The 18,076-nt window shown below is 66.6% G+C and carries 16 protein-coding genes and 2 pseudogenes; 17 read left to right on the forward strand and 1 reads right to left on the reverse strand.

The features are described 5' to 3' along the window. Positions 1–378: 378 nt before the first annotated feature. The 4 genes and pseudogenes from ACFV4F_RS20005 to ACFV4F_RS20020 all read left to right on the forward strand — a co-directional run. Positions 379–789, forward strand: a pseudogene (locus ACFV4F_RS20005) (NUDIX hydrolase); the annotation flags it as partial. Between the two features lie 50 nt (positions 790–839). Then, positions 840–1,749 (forward strand): annotated as a pseudogene (locus tag ACFV4F_RS20010) (phosphorothioated DNA-binding restriction endonuclease). Between the two features lie 446 nt (positions 1,750–2,195). Beyond that, positions 2,196–2,744 carry a hypothetical protein gene (locus tag ACFV4F_RS20015; RefSeq protein ID WP_380504104.1) on the forward strand — a complete coding sequence of 183 codons (549 nt, stop codon included), beginning with the start codon at positions 2,196–2,198 and terminating at the stop codon, positions 2,742–2,744. Continuing rightward, on the forward strand, positions 2,741–3,016 hold the full coding sequence (locus ACFV4F_RS20020) for a helix-turn-helix domain-containing protein (RefSeq protein WP_380504107.1): 276 nt from the start codon (positions 2,741–2,743) through the stop codon (positions 3,014–3,016). Before ACFV4F_RS20015 ends, ACFV4F_RS20020 begins: the two co-directional genes overlap by 4 nt. A gap of 263 nt (positions 3,017–3,279) precedes the next feature. Here the strand turns inward: ACFV4F_RS20020 and ACFV4F_RS20025 are convergent, their stop codons facing one another. Beyond that, positions 3,280–3,432: a hypothetical protein gene (locus ACFV4F_RS20025; protein ID WP_380435612.1), complete on the reverse strand. Its 153-nt coding sequence runs from the start codon at positions 3,430–3,432 to the stop codon at positions 3,280–3,282. 497 nt (positions 3,433–3,929) lie between these two features. On the opposite strand from ACFV4F_RS20025, the gene ACFV4F_RS20030 reads away from it, so the two are divergent. The 13 genes from ACFV4F_RS20030 to ACFV4F_RS20090 all read left to right on the forward strand — a co-directional run bounded on the left by ACFV4F_RS20030 (position 3,930) and on the right by ACFV4F_RS20090 (position 18,063). Beyond that, a complete protein-coding gene (locus ACFV4F_RS20030; RefSeq protein WP_380504110.1) occupies positions 3,930–5,090 on the forward strand; it encodes an acetyl-CoA carboxylase biotin carboxylase subunit family protein in 1,161 nt (386 codons plus the stop codon). 130 nt (positions 5,091–5,220) lie between these two features. Continuing rightward, entirely contained in the window at positions 5,221–6,624 is a 1,404-nt protein-coding gene (locus tag ACFV4F_RS20035) for a diaminobutyrate--2-oxoglutarate transaminase family protein (RefSeq protein WP_380504113.1), read from the forward strand. Next, positions 6,621–7,841, forward strand: coding sequence for a hypothetical protein (locus tag ACFV4F_RS20040; protein ID WP_380435618.1), 1,221 nt, complete (start codon positions 6,621–6,623; stop codon positions 7,839–7,841). The genes ACFV4F_RS20035 and ACFV4F_RS20040 overlap by 4 nt, the downstream gene beginning before the upstream one ends. After that, the gene (locus tag ACFV4F_RS20045; protein ID WP_380504116.1) at positions 7,831–9,006 is read left to right on the forward strand and encodes a hypothetical protein; all 1,176 of its coding nucleotides are present in this window, start codon (positions 7,831–7,833) and stop codon (positions 9,004–9,006) included. Before ACFV4F_RS20040 ends, ACFV4F_RS20045 begins: the two co-directional genes overlap by 11 nt. Before the next feature lie 11 nt (positions 9,007–9,017). Then, positions 9,018–10,088 (forward strand): LLM class flavin-dependent oxidoreductase, encoded by a 1,071-nt coding sequence (locus ACFV4F_RS20050; protein ID WP_380435622.1) that lies wholly within the window; start codon positions 9,018–9,020, stop codon positions 10,086–10,088. A 48-nt stretch (positions 10,089–10,136) separates the two neighbouring features. Next, on the forward strand, positions 10,137–11,378 hold the full coding sequence (locus ACFV4F_RS20055; RefSeq protein ID WP_380504119.1) for an acetyl-CoA carboxylase biotin carboxylase subunit family protein: 1,242 nt from the start codon (positions 10,137–10,139) through the stop codon (positions 11,376–11,378). A gap of 13 nt (positions 11,379–11,391) precedes the next feature. Continuing rightward, entirely contained in the window at positions 11,392–12,642 is a 1,251-nt protein-coding gene (locus ACFV4F_RS20060; RefSeq protein ID WP_380435626.1) for an MFS transporter, read from the forward strand. A gap of 135 nt (positions 12,643–12,777) precedes the next feature. Continuing rightward, positions 12,778–13,278, forward strand: coding sequence for a cobalamin-dependent protein (locus tag ACFV4F_RS20065; protein WP_380504122.1), 501 nt, complete (start codon positions 12,778–12,780; stop codon positions 13,276–13,278). 13 nt (positions 13,279–13,291) lie between these two features. Next, positions 13,292–14,554, forward strand: coding sequence for a methylaspartate mutase (locus ACFV4F_RS20070; protein ID WP_380435630.1), 1,263 nt, complete (start codon positions 13,292–13,294; stop codon positions 14,552–14,554). Beyond that, positions 14,541–15,062, forward strand: coding sequence for a flavin reductase family protein (locus tag ACFV4F_RS20075; RefSeq protein WP_380504175.1), 522 nt, complete (start codon positions 14,541–14,543; stop codon positions 15,060–15,062). The genes ACFV4F_RS20070 and ACFV4F_RS20075 overlap by 14 nt, the downstream gene beginning before the upstream one ends. Beyond that, positions 15,059–16,276, forward strand: coding sequence for an ATP-grasp domain-containing protein (locus ACFV4F_RS20080; RefSeq protein WP_380504125.1), 1,218 nt, complete (start codon positions 15,059–15,061; stop codon positions 16,274–16,276). The genes ACFV4F_RS20075 and ACFV4F_RS20080 overlap by 4 nt, the downstream gene beginning before the upstream one ends. Positions 16,277–16,441: 165 nt before the next feature. Further along, positions 16,442–17,494: an aspartate-semialdehyde dehydrogenase gene (locus ACFV4F_RS20085; protein WP_380504128.1), complete on the forward strand. Its 1,053-nt coding sequence runs from the start codon at positions 16,442–16,444 to the stop codon at positions 17,492–17,494. Between the two features lie 416 nt (positions 17,495–17,910). Then, positions 17,911–18,063: a hypothetical protein gene (locus ACFV4F_RS20090; RefSeq protein ID WP_380435638.1), complete on the forward strand. Its 153-nt coding sequence runs from the start codon at positions 17,911–17,913 to the stop codon at positions 18,061–18,063. Positions 18,064–18,076: the final 13 nt, after the last annotated feature.

Genomic DNA, 18,076 nt, shown 5'->3' on the forward strand with positions numbered 1-18,076 from the left:
GGGGAGGTGTGCGCAACCCCCTATGGCAAAGGGTGAAGATACGGGCTCGCCGCTTGCTTCGCAGGGCGCGGTTGGTGATGGGTCCCTTCTGGTAGATGTCATCTGGCTCGGGGACGTCGCTGCACCAGAGGGATTGGGGGAGCGGGGAGCGAAGCCGCGGGTGGGGTCGGCGCCGACGCCGGGGAGGTCACCGTCGCGGGCGTCCGGGGACTGGGTGCCGCAGGCCCAGGAGATCAGGTCGCTGTAGGCGATGGCGGCGGCGAGCGTGAGGGCTTCCTGGCTGTAGGCACAGGCGAGTGACAGCCGTCCGGCGTTGACGGACATGTAAGCGAGCAGCCCCGCGGCCTTCGCGGTCAACTCGTACAGGCGCGCACGCTCATCCCGGCTAGCAACCTGCTCGTCGTCGATGATCAGGGCGCGATCCTGCTCTAGCGCCGCCGTAACGCTGGCCAGTGGGCGCTGCCCGGCAGCGCCCAGGACATCGACGAGATCGCCGCCCAGTGCGCCGTGCGCGAGTGTCTGGAGGAAGACTGGCATCCTCGCCGAGATCACCGGCTTCCTCGGCGTCTACACGAACCCGAACCACATCGTCGCTTACACCGACGGTGAGAGCCAGCAGCAGCACGAGAGCACCTATATCGGCCGCCAATGGGTGGCCAGCCGACGATCAACGACGAGGTCGATGGCGTCCGGTTCGTCCAGCCCGCCGACCTCGGTCAGTACGACATCCTCCCAAGCACGCGCCAGCAGATCGACGATTACGTCGCCGGCGCCCACCCCTACCTCGGTTCATCGGCCAACGGCGATCCCCCGGCCGTATCGCGAACTACTGGGCGGCTATGGATTGGCTCGATCGGGTCGCGAGGCTGAGGCGCTGGACGAACAACGGCGTTCGCGCTCCACACAAGCCGTTGCTGCGGCTGTACGCCCTGGGCGGCTACCAGCAGGACGCCGACGGCGAACTGCGCTACAGCGCGGTTGAAGAGGCGCTCAAGCGGTTGCTCGCCGAGTACGGACCGTCGCGCCCGACACCCCTGCTTACCCGTTCCTCCACCTGGTCCGTGACGGTGTGTGGGAAGTCAGAACCGACCAAGGCCCGGGAAGCCCCGGAAGCGGGGTTCGGGTCCTTTGTTCAAGCGGAGCCGCTGGCAGGCTCGCCCCCGGGCTCCGGGCTGTTCGCCGAGGAACCGTCTCTGCTGGGCCGGATGCCAGGGTGCTACTGGACGCTCACGTCCGATCGTCCTTACATGCAGACCTCTGCGAAGTCGTGGGACTCGACCTGGAGCACGCCGAGACCGGGATCTTGAATGCCGATGCTGCCACCCGGAGGCAGCGGAACCGGCGAATGCGCGAACTCATACTCACCGTCTACGAGTTCCAGTGCGCGTATTGTGGCTATGGCGGAACACTCGGCGCAAGCACAGTCGGGCTGGAGGCCGCGCACGTGCGCTGGTGGTCGCACGATGGACCGGACGAGGTCGACAACGGGCTGTGCCTGTGCTCACTGCACCATAAGCTCTTCGACAAGGGCGTTCTCGGTTTGGGAAAGGACCGCTGCATCCTTGTTCCCAGCGTTTCGGCGGCCGCAGTGAGGCCAGCCGGCAGCATGTGCTTGTGCTCGCCGGACGCCCCGTTATCGGCCCGAAGTTGGGTCTCCCGCCGGTCGCGGACCGGTACCGGGAGTGGCATGTGCGGCAGGTGTTCCATGGCGCTCCCCGCCAACCGCTGAACCAGGTGTGTGCCGGGTAGCTAATCGGCGGAGATCTGGCACATCGTCGGTGCGGCCCGCCGTGGAGGGGAGAACGATCTCGGAGCTCTCATTTTCCATTGCTGTCCCGCCAAGTTCGGTCAAATCCTCGGTAGGGTCCGTCGTTTCCTGGCCGTTTGGTGCATCCCTGCCAATTACGGTGGAGGCCTGCCCAAGATGCTGCGAATGGCCTGAACAAGGAGGCGTAAATGCGGCAGGCGTCATGGCGAAACTGACGGAGGAGCAACGGCAGCAACGGGCCGCAGCGCGGGCCCGTCGCGAGGCCTTGGCCCGTGAGGAACGGCACCAGCGGGACGAGGAACGGCGCCAACGATGGCGACGCGAGGGCAAGTACCTCAGCTGGGAGGAGTACAAGGCCGGCGTGCCATGTCGCGGCTGTGGGCAACCCCTTCTTGGTCGAGCGGGCGATCGGCCGGCCCCGTCGCCAATGACAGATCAGGAGCGTCAGGAGCGTGACCTCGCTGAGAAGCAGTTTCAGGAGCGGCACGGCGAGTGCCACGAGGGACGCTGGGGTATTTCTGGCTCTGCGGTATTGCACTGCTTCGGCTGCTGCCCTACGCCGCCGATGGGCCCGAAGCAGGCCGAAAAGATCGCGAAGATCCTCTTCTCCTCGCGGCCGGAGGACCGGAAGAAGGAGCTGGATGTCTGGAAGCTGACGCTGACCTGCGACCACGTTAAGGAGACGACACAGCACCGCAGCCATAGCTACTACTCGCTGGGGATCGCCCGCTGCCCGGTGTGTGAGGCAGACCGGGGAGTGGTGTCCAGCGAGCGCATCGGGCCGCTCTGCGACAACGACGTCGCGCGCGAGCCCGGTACGCCTGGTCCGGTTGAGCGGGAGCGTCTTGCCGCCGAGCTGACGTCCGTGGAAGCGAAGCTCAAGCGTCAGCAGAAGACCGCCGCTGCTACACAGAGCCGCATCGACGAGATCAGGGCGCAGCTCGCTGCGGGTGCTGACGACGGAGACCGAACATGACTGCCGCAAATCGGGCCCACGGGACCCACGTGGAGTCGCCGGTCCTGACGCTGGCGGAGGCTGCGGTCTATGTACGCAGGACGCCGAAGGCCATGTACGGCCTGCGTGACCGAAGGTCGGGGCCGCCGAGCTTCCGGCTGGCCGGCCGCGTGTACTACCGGCGTACTGCGCTCGACGCCTGGCTTGCCAAAGGCGAGGTCAACGACTCTCGCTCGAACCTGGAGCTCGACCCCACCCGCAAGCCGCCTGAACCGCGCCGCCGCCGACCATGATGACGACGCATGAGTGGCGTCGGCGCGGGCGTCTCTGCGTGAGCGATGCGTGAGCGGACGGGGCAGCACGTGCTGGTTCGGGCGGGATCGTGGATCACGGCGCAATGTTCTGACCTGCGGTTTTATCACCAAGTGATCGATGCCGGCAGCAGCCATCATGATCACTCTCGAGCTCGTAATGCGTAGGTCGCGGGTTCGAATCCCGCAGGCGGCTCCATGGAAGGCCCAGGGCAGACATCGTCTGACCTGGGCCTTCGTGGTTTTCAGTGCTGGCTGGTCCTGCGGTCCACGCCCACGATCCGGTACGCCTCGGTGTAGCTCACGCCCTGCTGCACGAGCCGCGAGTACGCCTCCCGCTCCCGCACCGGCTTCACCCGGCCCTTCGGCCGTCGATCCACCCGAATCCCGAAGTCCATCGCACTCCCCGAACAGGAGTGTTGCGACAACCACTAGAAAAATCCACGTGGCCTGCGACGCCCAGGGCCTGCCCCTGGTGGTCGCCGCCTCCGGGGCGAACGTGCACGCGGCCGGGCGTGGAGTCCAAGGAGCGCCTGGGCAGGCACCGCCTGGCTGTTCGGCTACCGCCGTCCGACCGTCCGCTACGAACAGCAGGGCGGACACTTCCTGGCCTTCCTCGGACCCGGCCCCTCGTCCTCCTCGGCCTCGCGTGATCACAAAACGGACGTCACGCGACTGCGCCGAAGCCCTGAGTACCAGAGGGGGAACGTTTCGGGAACCAGCGCTGAGACCCTCGCCACGTCATGGTGACGAAGCGCTAAGGAAGTCCATGTTCAGTTTGCAGCGTGCCCACGCTAACGGGGACCGGTACCTTCTGCTGCTCGGTGCCGATCTGATGTTGCGTGAGCGAGCCATCGTTTCCGCCCTGCGTGCCTATCCCGGCCCGGTGATTGGTATGACGGAGGATCCCGTTTCCGGTGCGAACCGGTATTTCGACCACGTCCTCCCGGCCAGTCCCTACCACGCCAAGTCCGCGCTGAAGGCAGTGGAGGAATTCGAGCGGCAGACCGGCCTGAAGCCGGACGCGGTGGTTCCCATCTACGAGATGACCCTGCAGGCCTCGGTGACGATCGCCCACCACTACGGGTTGCCGGCGCTCTCCGACGAAGCGCTCCGGCTCTCGCGGGACAAGCACACGATGAAGGTGGCGTTTGAGGAAGCCGGTGTTCCCTGCGCCCGGCACCGGTTGTTCTCCACCGCCGAGGAGCTGCGAGCAATAGCCGCGGAGCTGGAGTTCCCCCTGGTGCTGAAGCCGAGGGACTTCGCCGGGAGCGTCGGGATCATCAGGGTCAACGCGGCTGACGAACTCGACGACGCCTATGAGCACTGCCGTTCCTCGCTCATGGAGGTCGCCGGGACCTTCGACCTCACTGACGGACGTTTCCAGGTGGAGGAGTACTTCGTCTCGACGCACGAGGTCTCCGTCGAGGTCATCAACTACGAGGGCAGCCGCGCGGTGCTGGCCGTCACCGACAAGAGCAAGAGCGCACCCCCGTACTTCGCCGAGACCGGCCAGCTGGTGCCGAGCCGGGAGACCGGCAACGCCGCACTGCGCGAGCTCGCGCTCAAGGCCTGCGAGGCGCTCCACATCGACCGCGGCATCGCCCACGTCGAGATCCTGGTCAACGGGGACGAGTTGAGCGTGGTCGAGGTCGGGGCCCGCCCCGGCGGCGACGGCATCATGGACCTCATCGACCGGGTCTACGGGTTCAGCCCGTACGACCTGCACATCGCGGCGTACCGCCGGACGATCGAAGAGCTGCCGCAGATCCCCGACACGCCGCAAGGGATCGCGGCGATCAGCTTCCTCAAGGCCGCCGGCGGCACGATCACCGGTGTACACCGGCCGCAGGGGTTCGATCCGGTCGAGCGCGCGCTCTATGTGACGGCGAAGCCCGGCGACCACTCCCGCCCGCCGACCGACTACCTGGGGCGCGAGGGCCTCATCGAGTGCTTCGAGCACGGGCGCGGTCCTGGTGACTCCCAGGAATTCCAGGCGCGGGTGGCGGAGCTGGCGGCGGCACACAGCGAGAACCTCTTCAGCGTCGAACCGTGACAGCGGAAAGCAGAGCGGAACGGCTCATCGAGATTGCGCGCGACGCGCTCCACTTCGCATTCGTCGCCCCTCTCGACCAGGGCATCAAGCAGTCAAACCCGGCTCCTGAGTGGGGCGAAAGGAATTCGTCGTGAGTGCGTCCGTTGTCACCAGTCTCCCGGGGCCCGCTTCGCGGCGGTTGCTGGAGCAGCAGGAGCGGGATGAGTCCTCGGCCCGTACCTATCCGCGACACACGCCGATCGCGGTCGCCGGCGGACAGGGTTCCTATCTGCACGACGTCGACGGAAACCGGTTCCTCGACTTTCTGAGCGGGGCCGGCGTGCTGGCTCTCGGCCACGGCAATCCCGAACTGATCGCCGCAGCACAGGCTCAGCTGAATGTCGCCACCCACATGCTCGACTTCCCCACCGAAGCGAAGTCGGAATTCTCCACCCGGCTCCTCGGGATGCTGCCCGAGGCCATGCGGGACCGAATGAAGATCCACTTCTGCGGGCCGACCGGTGCGGACGGAATCGATGCCGCGCTGAAGCTCTGCAAGACCGCGACCGGGCGGGCGGATGTGATCTCGTTCCACGGCGGCTTTCACGGCAGCACGCAGAGCACGCTTGCGATCACCGGGCTGCGTGGCTCGAAGGAGCACCTGCACAACCTGCTGCCCGGTACGACGTTCTTCCCGTACTCGTACTGCTTCAAGTGCCCGCTGTCTCTGAACCCGGACAGCTGCCAGGTCAACTGCGTGCGCTACCTGGAGAATCTGCTGGCTGATCCGAACGGCGGCGTGCGCCTCCCGGCCGCTGTGGTGCTCGAGATGGTCCAGGGCGAAGGCGGGGTGGTCCCGGCCCGGGCCGAGTTCGTCACCGAGCTCCGCCGGATCACGCGCGAGCGGAACATCCCGCTGGTGGTCGACGAAGTGCAGACCGGCTGCGGGCGGACGGGTACGTGGTACGCCTTCGAGCAGTACGGGATCGAACCCGACGTCATCGTCTCGTCCAAGGCCCTGGGCGGCGGCCACCCGGCTTCGGTCATCATCTACGACGAGCGGCTGGACGGTTGGGCGCCCGGCGCGCACACCGGAACCTTCCGCGGCAACCAGCTCGCCTTCGCCGCGGGTGCCGCCCTCATGCGGATCGTCGAGCGCGATGACGTGCTGGCGCATGTGCGCGAGATCGGGGAGTTCCTCCGGGCGGGACTGGACGCGCTGCAGCTGAACCACGCCATCGGCCCCATGATCGGCGAGGTCCGGGGGCGCGGGCTGATGCTCGGTGTCGAGCTGAACCCGCTCGGCAGCTGGACCGCGAGCGAGGTCGCCGGCCGGGTCCGGATGGCTGCGCTCCGCCGGGGGCTGCTCTTCGAGCTCGCAGGACGGGACGACTGCGTCGCCCGGTTCCTGCCGCCCCTGAACCTCAGCCGCGGGGAAGCCCAGGAGGCCCTGGACATCCTGGGCGCGGCCTTCGCCGAAGTGAGCGCCGAAGCGCTCGGTGCCCCCGTCGGCCGCCAAGACGGTAGTCACGAGAAGGAAGGGATCCACGTATGACGGCGACATCCGCAGCACGTTCGGAAGAGATCAGGGCTTCCTATCAGCGCTTCCCCCGGTGGACGCAACACGGCTGGACCTGGATCACCGGTAAGGCGCTCCCCGGCCAGCAGCCACTGGTTCGCCTGAACCCCGTCACGTACCTGATCTGCGACCTCGTCGCACTCGCGGCCGGTATCGGCAGTGCCTGGTGGATCGTCGCACGGGGTCCGCTCTGGACGCTCGCACTGCTGCCCTTGGCCTGGTGCCTCACCGCGTCCGCGGCGCGCGTGTGCTCGACAGTGATCGCGCACCACGCCATCCACACCCGTTTCACCGGGCGGATACGGCAGGACCGACTGATCCACCAAGTGCTGTCCACGCTCGTCTGCACCGACGACGCGGATCAGTACTACGAGGACCACGTCAATCTCCACCATCGCAAGGAAACCTTCGCGACCCTCGCCGATCCCACCATCCAGCATCTGCTCATGCTCGGTTTCCGGCCCGGGATGACCACCCGGGCGTTGCGGCGCCGGCTGGCTCTGATGATCGTGTCCCCGCGGTTCCACGCCGAGTTCCTGTACACCCGGCTGGCCCAGAACCTCGTCCGCTGTGCGCCGTACCGACGGGTCATGGGGTTCGCCTACCTGGCCGTCATTCTCGGCCTGGTGACCTGGCAGGGGGTGTGGTGGGAGTTCACCGTCGCCGTGCTGGTCCCGATGCTCCCGATCTACCACGTCGTCGCGCTGTTGGAGTTCCTCAGCGAGCACGCCTGGTTCAAGGCCAAGGACGGCAGCCTGAGCGGCCGGGCCTTCCATGTGTCGCACTCCTGGGGACGGTTCTGCGGTGACCCGCTGCCGCCGGTGGGCCTCGGCGGGGCCGCCGCGTTCCGCGCCTGGTTCCGATGGGGCGCCCGCCTCGTCTGCTACCACATCCCGGCTCGAGTCCTCGTCGTACCCGGCGATCTCGCTCAGCACGACTTCCACCACCGGCGGCCCTCGACCAAGGAGTGGGTCCGTGCGGCGTACGCCCGTCAGCACGACATCGACGCCGGACACCCCAAGTGGCCCGCGTACACCGACGTCTGGGGGATGGGCGATGCCATCGGCCGGGTGTTCACGATTCTGAGCCAGGAGAAGCCCACCGAATGGGGGCTCGGCGGCGAGAAGAGGCGCACGTCCGAGGGCGCGCAGGCAGCGAACTCGTCGTCGAGGATGGTGAACGATGCCGCGTGACCCCCAGCACCTGCGTGTCGTCAAGTTCGGTGGATCATCCTTCGTGGAGCTGGCGGACTACGCCCGGGTCGCTGCTCATCTGATCGAGCTGACCGGCGATGGCCGCACCGGGGTGATCGCCGTGGTGAGCGGGATGTCCGGCTCCACCGGACGTCTGCTCGAGGCGGCGTTGGCGGTTGATCCGGACCTGAAGCCGGAGGTGCAGGACCAGGCGCTGGCCACCGCCGAAATGCTGAGCGCCACTCTGCTCCGGGCCGCCCTGCACGCACAGGGGAGTACGGCGATCGATCTCTGGGCGCACCAGCTGGGCATCGTCGGTGATGACACCGCCACCCGATCGAGGATCGTCACGATCGACCCCGCGCCCGTGCTCAAGGCGCTGACCGAGCATCAGGTCGTCGTGCTGGCCGGTGGCCAGGCGGTACGGCCCGATGGCCGCATCACCATGCTCGGCCGCAACAGCTCGGACCTCACCGCGGTCGCCATCGCCGGGGCACTCGGCGTCACCGAGTGTGAGATCTACTCCGATGTCCCCGGTGTGTACACCACCGACCCCTACACCGAACCAGCGGCTCGGCTGATGCCGGAGCTGTCCTACGCGCAGTGCGAAGCGATGTCGGACAGCGGGGCCAAGGTCCTGTTCGGCGGCTCGGTGGCGGCGGCCAGGCGGTACGGCGTCGCCATCGCGTGCCGGTCCCTGGGCGACGACCGAGGAACGGTCGTGGGTCCGGGGGCGGGCACGACCGCGGTGGTCGGTGACCGGAAGGCCCAGGTCTTCCGGCTTGCGACCGGTGTCGATCCCGACCAGGTCGCCACGCTGATGCGGGAGACGGGACTCGTCGCCGTGGCAGTGCCCTCCGCCGAGCCCGTCCTGGCGTTCACAGGTGACCAGCGTGGCGTGGCCGAAGCCCTGGCCGGCGCCGGGGTCATGGCCGAGGCCGTGCACGGAACCGGGTTGATGTCGGTCGTCGAACCGGACGGCACCGCCCGGCGGTGGTTGGCCCCACTGGACGAGGTGGACGCCCAGGTCCGGCGCGAACACGCCCGGCTGTATCAGCAGCCCGGTTCCACGGATCCGGCGCGCCTCGCACCGAAGGCCCGCTCGGCCAACAGCGGGCTGCTCATCGGCTCCGCCGGACACCGACCCGTAAACCTTCCGGAGTGAGGAGAACAACAGTGGAACCGCTGCGCATTCATTGGGACGTACCGACGGACGGGGGCGGCCAGGCCAAGCCCACGGAGAAGTACAAGCTGGGCGCCCTGGACATGGGCGAGATCACCGACTTCGTCAAGGAGGCCGAGGAACTCGGCGTCGACAGCCTCCTGTTCGGGATCGGGCACTACCTGCCGGATCCCGTGCCGATCATCGCGGCCCTCACCCAGCAGACGGAGCGGGTGAAGTTCATGCTCGCGTACCGCCCGGGGCTCCTTTCGCCGACGCTCTTCACGCAGATCGTCAACACCCTTTCCTGGATGTCCGACGACCGCCTCTCCCTCAACGTGGTCGCCGGGATCTCGGTGGCCGAGCAGGCCGGCTACGGTGATTTCCTGGACCACGACCAGCGGTACGCCAGGGCGGGTGAGTTCCTCCACATCCTCCGGGAATTCTGGGAGGGCGAGGTCCCGCAGACCTTCGACGGGCAGCACTACTCGATCAAGGACGCGGAACTGCACCTCGGCTACAAGGGTGGCAAGCGTCCCCAGATCTACATCAGCGGTGCCTCGGAGGTGGCGCAGCAGACCGCCCTCAGCTACGGCGATTGCTGGATGCGTTACGCCGACACCCCGGAAGGGATGCGGCAGGCGAGCCTGCCGTTGATCGAGGGGGGCTGCCGGGTCGGCACCCGGATGCATGTGCTCGCCCGGGAGACCCGCGAGGAGGCGCTGGCCGAACTCGCCGAGCTGATGGGCGATCCCGATCTCGAACACGAGGCGTGGATCCGCGAATTCGTCAAGAACGTCGACTCCGAAGCGGTGAAGTCCTCCTTCCGGCTCGCCGATCAGGCGAACGGAAACTGGCTCTCGCCCTACATCTACACCGGCGCCGTCCCCTACCGCGGAGGCCCGGCGCTGTGCTTGGTCGGCAGCTACCAGGAGGTGGCCGACTACCTCTTCCAGTACAAGCTCGCCGGCATCAGCGAGTTCATCTTCTCCGGCTGGCCGACCCGGCCGGAGATGAGGACCTTCTTCACCCACGTGGTGCCCCTCATCCGTGAGCTGGAGCGTGACGCGCAGCCGCAGTCATGACTGCTCGCTCGAGCCCGCTGAAATCAACTCACTGAAAGAGGGATCCCCATGCACATCGTGGTTCTCAACCGCTGGCCCAGGTTCTCCGACGAACGGCGCTGGGACAACGAACTTGAGCGATTCGAGGATCTCGACCATGACCGGCACCGGATCAGCTATGTGGTCGACGCGGAAGGGGCTACCGGAGTCCTTGCCGATCGTTCGCAGATCGCGGATTTCGTCATGCTCGAAGATCTGACAGATCTCGCCGCGGTGTGCGCCGCCGTACGGGCAATAGCCGATCGCGTCGGACCCGTCGATCAGCTGGTGGCGTTGTCGGAGTATCTGCTGGACGTGGCCGCCCAGGTCCGCGAGGAACTGGAGATCCCCGGTCCGCGCCCGGCGGAGGTCAGTACCTATCGGAACAAGCTGACCATGAAGCAGCTCCTCGCCGACGCGGGTGTACGGGTGCCTCGGTTCGCCCCTTGCGCGGATGTGGAGACGACCACCCGGATCGCCCGGGACATCGGCTATCCCCTGATCCTCAAGCCGGTCGCCGGGGCGGCCAGCAAGGGCGTACACCGCGTGGCGGACGAAGCGTCGCTCCGGTCGTGGCTGGCGAGCGTCGACAGTGCCGACTACCAGATCGAGGAATTGATCGACGGGACCGTCTACCACGTGGACGGATTCGCCGACCACGAGGCGCGGGTGCCCTTCCAGGTGGTGTCCCGCTACATCAACGACTGCCTTGCTTTCGAGACGTCGGGAGCACCACTCGGTTCCGTGGTCGTGCAGGAATCCGCGCTGAGGGAAAGGGTCGAAGAGTTCGTCCGGGCCTGTGTCGCCGCGCTCGACATGAGGTCGATGGCGATTCACCTGGAACTCTTCGTGACCAAGGACGAGGAGATCGTCTTCCTGGAGATCGCCGGGCGGGTCGGCGGTGCCGAGGTGCCGCATCTCATCAACCGGCTCTTCGGCGTCAACTTGAGCTGGGTCTGGCTGAAGGCGATCTGCGGAGAGCCCGTTTCCCTCCCGGCCAAGACGTCGGACCCGTCCGGTGGCTGGCTGATCATTCCCAAGCGTGACCAGCTCCCTGCCAAGGTGCTCCATCGGACCTCGATGCGGTCCTCGGTCCCGACGGTCTGGCGCGAACTCGTGCCCAGCCCGGGGGAGGTGCTGGACCCGGACGGCAGTTATGACGCCATCCACAGCGGGCGGTACATCCTCGTCGGGGACGAAGCACAGGTCGAAGCGGACATTCAGTACATCATTGAGAACTTCCGTATCGAGACCAGTCTGCTTCCGGCGTGAAGGGGGGAGAGAGATGTCGTCGCCAGTAAAGACCGTCACGCCGATTCCGGCAGTGGCGAAGCGCGCCGGCCGGCAACGCCCCCTCTTCCTGACCGGGGTCCTGCTGGTCGCCGTGGCAGAACAGGTCGTGGCCTTCGCCATTCCCCTGCTCGTCTTCCAGAAGACGAACGATGTCGGCTTCCTGGGCCTCGCCTATGCCATCGAATGGCTTCCGGCGTTGCTGGCCTATCCGTTCGCGGGGTTGATAGCCGACCGGGACGGGGGTCCCCGGCTGTTCTCCGTCGTCACCGCCGGCCGGTCGGTCGTTCTCGTCCTCGCCCTGGCCGGCTGCCTGCTGCTGTCGGACTGGCAGACCCCGATCCTGATGTCCTGCGGAGCGCTCCTCACCCTGCTCATGGCGCCGGTTCAGATGGCGATCGAGAAGGTCGTGCCACAAGTGGCCACGGGCGAGGACCTGCCGAAAACGCAGGGGCTGGTCCAGAGCATGGAGGTTTCGGCGATGGCCGTCGGCCCCGCGCTCGCGCTGCTGGGCGTGATGTTCTTCGACAAGACCATGCTCCTCGGCGTCGCCGGAGCGGTGTTCATGGCCGCTGCCTGCTGCTGGCTGCCGATACCCCGCGGACCGCGGGCCGCGAAGCCCGGCACCGCGAGGGAGACCATGGCCGAGCTCGGCCTGGGCTGGAAACTTCTGGCCAGGAGCAGGCCGTTGGTCCTGCTGGCCGGTCTGAACTTCTCGATCAACCTGGTCTTCGGCACGGCACTCAGCGCCAATGCGGCGTTGGTGACCGACGTGTTCGCCGGTCCGGAATCGGCATTCGCCCTCCTGAACGTCTGTATCGGCGTGGTCGGGCTGGTCAACCTGTTGGCCATCCCGTTCCTGCTGCGCTTGTTCAGCGTCAGGGTGGTCGGGGTGGTCGGACTCGCCGTCCTGTGTGCCTGTCTGGTGGTGCTCGGCTTCGCGCCGTCGCTGCTGATCTACGGTCCGGCTCTCGTCATGGCGATGGTCGGGGTGACCTACTTCAACGTCTACAACCGCACCCAGCGGATCAGGGTGATCGCACCGGAGCACCTGGGCAAGGTCATGGGGCCGTTCTACATGATCAATCTCCTGGCGGCACCGCTCGGTGGACTGCTGCTGGCCGGCCTCGGCTCCAGTCTCGGGCCGCAGTCGCTGATCGCGGTTTCCGCGATCGCGCTGAGTGGAGTCGCCGCTGTCCTGTTCCCGCTGACGATGCGTTCCTTCCATCGCGCATTGAACAGCTAGGCGACGTCCAGCCGCCGGCTGCAGCCATCGATCGGGATCTCCGCGGTCGCGCTTGATGGGGTCGGCTCATTTCATTCGTTGCTGACGGTATGTTCGCTCAGTTTCGCACTTTCCACATAGGAGAAAGCCCGTACCATGAGCATTGGGGAAGGCGGAGTATTTCGCTGCCTGCTGACCACTGTCGAATCCGACTCGCATTTCTGGAACCTCATCTTTCTGGAGAAGTTCATTGCCGAGAACGGCGGGGAGGTTCGCAATCTGGGCGGCTGCACGCCCGCGGACCTGGTCGTCAAGGAGGTCAACGACTTTCAGCCGGATCTGCTCGTGGTTTCCAGCGTCAACGGTCATGGCTACTACGGCACCAGCGTCGTGCTGACGGAGCTCAAGCGCGCCGGCGTCAACGTTCCTTGCGTTGCGGGCGGCAAACTCACCACGGCACCGTCGGACAATGACCGGGTGCGCCGGGAATTGCTCTCCCAGGGCTGCGCCGACGTCTTCCTGGGCGAGAATGCCGTCGATCGCTTCCGGGAATTCCTGGCTTTCGGCGCCCGTTACGGGTTCGCTGCCTGGCAGCCCGGCGTTCCGGTGGTCGCGCCGTGGGACGGGTACGCCGCCAGCCTGTCCGTGGCCCAGTAGCATGTCCGGCTACATGGATCGGTTCATCGCCGACGCTCGCCGACGTGAAACCCTGGTGGTGCAGCCCCGGATGGGGTTCGGCAATATCGCCACGATGCGCGCGGGCCTGCGCGACGTACATGACCTCGATATCCCGGTCGTCGGAACCATCACCGTCGACAGCTATACCCGCGTCGGCGACCATGTGAGCTCGATCGAGCGGCTGCGGGCGGGGGAGGAACTCAACGGGTACCCCATCGTCTCCCACCCGGTGGAAGAAACCCGAGAAATGCTCGCCGGACTGTACGGGCCCGGGTTCCCCATTCAAGTCCGGCACGGCACTGCCCTGCCGTTGCGGGTGATCGAGAGCTTGGTGCTCGCCGGCCTGGACACGACGGAGGGCGGGCCGGTCTCCTACTGCATGCCGTACAGCCGTCTCCCGCTCGAGCATGCGGTGTCGGCGTGGGCCGAGAGTTGCCGCTACCTCGTCGGCGAGGTGGAGCACGGGCACATCGAGAGCTTCGGAGGGTGCCTGCTGGGGCAGTTGTGCCCGCCGTCGCTGCTGATCGCCATGACGGTGCTCGAAGGACTGTTCTTCGCACAGCACGGCGTGCGGTCCATGTCGCTGAGCTACGCCCAGGGGACGCACGACGATCAGGACCGAGCGGCTGTGCGCGTGCTGCGGGCATTGGCGCAGGAATATCTTCCTTCGGTCACGTGGCACGTCGTCCTCTACACCTACATGGGGCTGTTCCCGAGTACTCCTGACGGTGCCACGGAGCTGATTCGCAGCAGCGCGCGGCTGGCCCGTGATACGCGCTGTGAACGCCTCATCGTGAAAACGGTTTCCGAGGCGTGGCAGATACCGAGCGTGGCGGAGAACCTGGACGCGCTGCGGGTGGCATCCGCTGCCGCCGGTGGGCCGCCGGCAGCTGCCGTCCCGCAGGAAAAGGAATACTTCGATGAAATAATGGAAGAAGCCCGGTGCTTGATCGAAGGAGTCCTCAATCTGGACGCCGATGTCGGCGCGGCGCTGACCCGTGCCTTCGCGTTGGGATTGCTCGACATTCCCTTTTGCCTGCACGCCGATAACCAGAACAGGACAACGTGTGTGCTGGACGATCAGGGTGCTCTCAAGTGGGGCGACATTGGGAATCTACCATTCCGGGGATCGGTGCGGCAGAATGCGAGGGGGCAGCTCCAGTCGAGCGAGCTCTATCGCATGTTGAATCATGTCGCCCATCGCTATGACCACGGTCAGCCAAACAGAGAGAAGGGCGATGATGGAAAGTTCTGACCGCTTCAGGGAACTCTTCGGTTCCTTTCCCTCCCCGGTCGCAATCGTGACTGCGATGGGTGCGGGCAACACCCCGTTCGGTTTCACCAGCAATGCGGTGTGCGCGGTGTCGGCCGCGACGCCATCGCTACTGATTTCGGTGGGTGCGGGCTCGCGGACGCTGCCGGCGATCGTCGCCTCGCAGGCGTTCGCGGTGAACTTCCTCTCGGTGGAAGGCCAGGCGGCATCGGAGCTGTTCGCGAGCAAGGCGACCGACAAGTTCGCGCACGTGGATTGGGAGCCCTCCGCCCTCGCGGCAGGGGCACCGCTCCTGACGGACATCGCCCTGGGCTACGCCGAGTGCCGGATCGTCAGCACCACCCGTGCTGACGACCACTGGCTCTTCATCGCCCGGGTGGAAGGCACCGCTGTCTTCCCCCGCGTCCCGCTGATGTATCGCCGCGGCGAATACAGCGCCTGGTCGTCTCACCATGACGCGTCGCTGCCCGTGTTGGAGGGAGCCCTGTGAAGAAGCTCCTTCTCATCGGGGTCGGCCAGATGGGTCGGCCGTACGTCGCCGCCGCAGGTCGACTCGGGGTGAGCGTCCATGCTGTCGAGGCGGCCTCCCGTGCCGATCGGGTGACGGGAACGGCGAGTGTGGCGCAGGCCCGGGGCGAGCTCGACGAGCACTGGATGGAGGGTGCCTGCCTCGCCCTTCAGGACGGCCCGTTCGACGGCGTCATCGCCTTCAACGAGCCCCAGGTCATCGCCGCGGCCATGATCCAGGATCGGTTCGGTCTCCCCGGGCCGTCCTTGCACGCCGCGACGGCTTCTCGGAACAAGGCGCTGCAACGAGCGCTGTTCACCGCGGCCGGGATCACTCAGCCGGCGTACACCGTGACCGACTCCCTCGCCGAGGAGATGGCCTGGGCCGCCGAGCGCTGGCCGGTGATCGTCAAGCCGCTGTCCTCCGCCGGCAGCGCCGGTGTGGAACTGGTGACCGATGCCGAGAGCTTCCGTGCCGTGGCGCAGGCCCGCGCCGGTGAGCGGGTCATCGTGGAGGAGGCGATCGACGGCCCGGAGTACAGCTGGGAGGCACTGGTCCGCGACGGCGAGGTGTGGTTTGCCAACGTCACCGCCAAGGAAACCACCGGGCCGCCCCAGTTCGTCGAGGTGGGTCATCGCACCGGCGTACACCTGCCGGAACCGAGTGCCAGGCAGGTAGCCGATACCGGTGCCCGGGTGCTGCGCGCCATGGGGATACGGACCGGCTTGGTGCACATGGAGTTTCGCCTCTCCGCCGCTGGGCCGGTTCCCATCGAGGTTGCGGTCCGGACTCCAGGCGACTATCTGATGGATCTCCTCGGTGCCACGTACGGCATCGACTGGTACGAGATGGTGGTCCGGATGGCGGTGGGGATGCCGCTGCCCCAGCCGCCGGTCGGCCCGTTCCGGCATGCCGCCAGCATCTTCACGATCTCGGAACCGGGTGTGGTGCAGGACATCCGCGGTCTGGAGGCAGTGCGAAGTCACCCGTCGGTGCTCCAGGCGGGCGTGGAGGTCGAGCCCGGGGACACGGTCCTGGCGGTGCGGAGTTCGGGTCATCGGACGGGCGAGGTCGTGCTGGCCGCTCCGTCCTCCCCCGAGCTCGAGAGTGCCATCGCGTTCGTCCAGCAGACACTGGTCGTTACCACCGTTTCGCCGCATTCCGCGCAGACCAACACCGCTGTAAACGACGTGTAACCCTGAATAGCCGAAAGGCTTTCCAGTGCTGCCATCAAGCCGTAGTTGTAACAGACGGTGCGGCTTGATGGCATGCTCCGTCGCGATCATGACCCACCGGACATTGACCCGCCGCTGTTCTTACGAGTGACCAGTTCGAACCCAAGACAAGAAAGTAGGGAAGTCATGACCACCCACGGTCTCCGAGTCGGCGTAGTGGGCGCGACCGGGCAAGTTGGAGTAGTGATCCGCAGCATCCTTCGACAGCGTGCTTTCCCGATCGGGCAGCTGCGCTTCTTTGCCTCCGCGAAATCGGCGGGTCTGCGGCTTCCATGGGGCGACGACAGCATCGTGGTGGAAAACGCCGAAACGGCAGACCCATCCGGCCTGGACGTCGTCATCTTCTCCGCCGGCGGAGCGACAGCACTGCAACTGGCGCCCCGGTTCGCGGCGGCCGGAGCCGTCGTCATCGACAACTCCTCGGCGTTTCGGATGGATCCCGATGTGCCGCTGGTGGTCAGTGAGGTCAACCCGGAAGCCGTGTCCGAGGCGCGGCGCGGCATCATAGCCAATCCCAACTGCACGACGATGGCCGCGATGCCAGTGATCAAGCCGTTGCATGACGAGGCTGGTCTGGTGCGGCTCACCGTGAGCACCTACCAAGCGGTGTCCGGCGGCGGGGTCGCCGGAGTGGAAGAGCTCAGGTCTCAGGTGAGCGGAGTGATCGACCGAGCAGCCGGCTTGGCGATCGACGGGGCGGCGGTGGACTTCCCGCCTCCGGTGAAATTCGCCAGGACCATCGCCTTCAACGCCGTGCCGATGGCCGGTTCGATTGTGACCGACGGATCCGCCGAGACCGACGAGGAGCAGAAGCTGCGCAATGAGAGCAGGAAGATTCTCGGCCTGCCGTCTCTGCGTGTCGCCGGGACCTGTGTCCGGGTCCCGGTCTTTACCGGCCATTCCCTCGCGGTGCATGCGGAGTTCGCCCGTCCTATCTCCGCTGAACGCGCATCCGTGTTGCTTGAGCATGCCCCTGGTGTCCAGCTGTCCGACATTCCGACCCCGCTCCAAGCCTGCGGCCAGGACGCTAGTTTCGTGGGCAGGATTCGCCAGGATCAGAGCGTCGAGGAGGGGCGTGGCCTCATACTCTTCATCAGCAACGACAACCTGCGAAAGGGTGCGGCCCTCAATGCGGTCCAACTCGCCGAGCTGGTCGCGGCGAACTTGCTCAACGCGTAGCAGGGCGTAGAGCGCCACACCGCGCAGGATCTGGCTCAGGGCTTCGGCGTAGTTCTGTGCCGTCCGGTTCGTGACGGTCTGCCGGCTTGAGGGGGCCAGGAGCGCAACAGGCACGGGCTTCCAAGATCATGGAGTTCTCGACGCCCCGTGATCCGACTGGAAGCCGTGCCTGCCGAGGCATCGTCTCCGATCCCTCCCCGATCCACTGCTGCCCCGGCGTCTCCCGCCGGCCGAGACCCACTCGTGAGCGGCCCCTCCGCATCCCGGGGAAGCCTCAACCAGGTGCTTCCCTCCAAGGTATGCAGGCGGGAACGTTCCGGGATCGGCCTGCGACACCATCACGGATGTCGAACACGGACACGGATACAATGCCACGCGGCGCCTTATCCGCCCGTATGCTCACAGGGGGACGGACCATGCACACCAAGCTGATCAGACTGACTGGAATCCTGGCGGCTGCCATCCTGGCGCTCGGGCTCGGCGCGACCGTGCAGGTCGCCGCAACCGGCCAGTCAGCCGGGCAGCAGATCCTCGCGGACAACAAGGGGCCGGCAACCTCCACGCCATGAGGTCCGCGCCACC

It is taken from the genome of Kitasatospora sp. NPDC059722 (genome assembly GCF_042733235.1).
Classification (GTDB): Bacteria; Actinomycetota; Actinomycetes; order Streptomycetales; family Streptomycetaceae; genus Kitasatospora.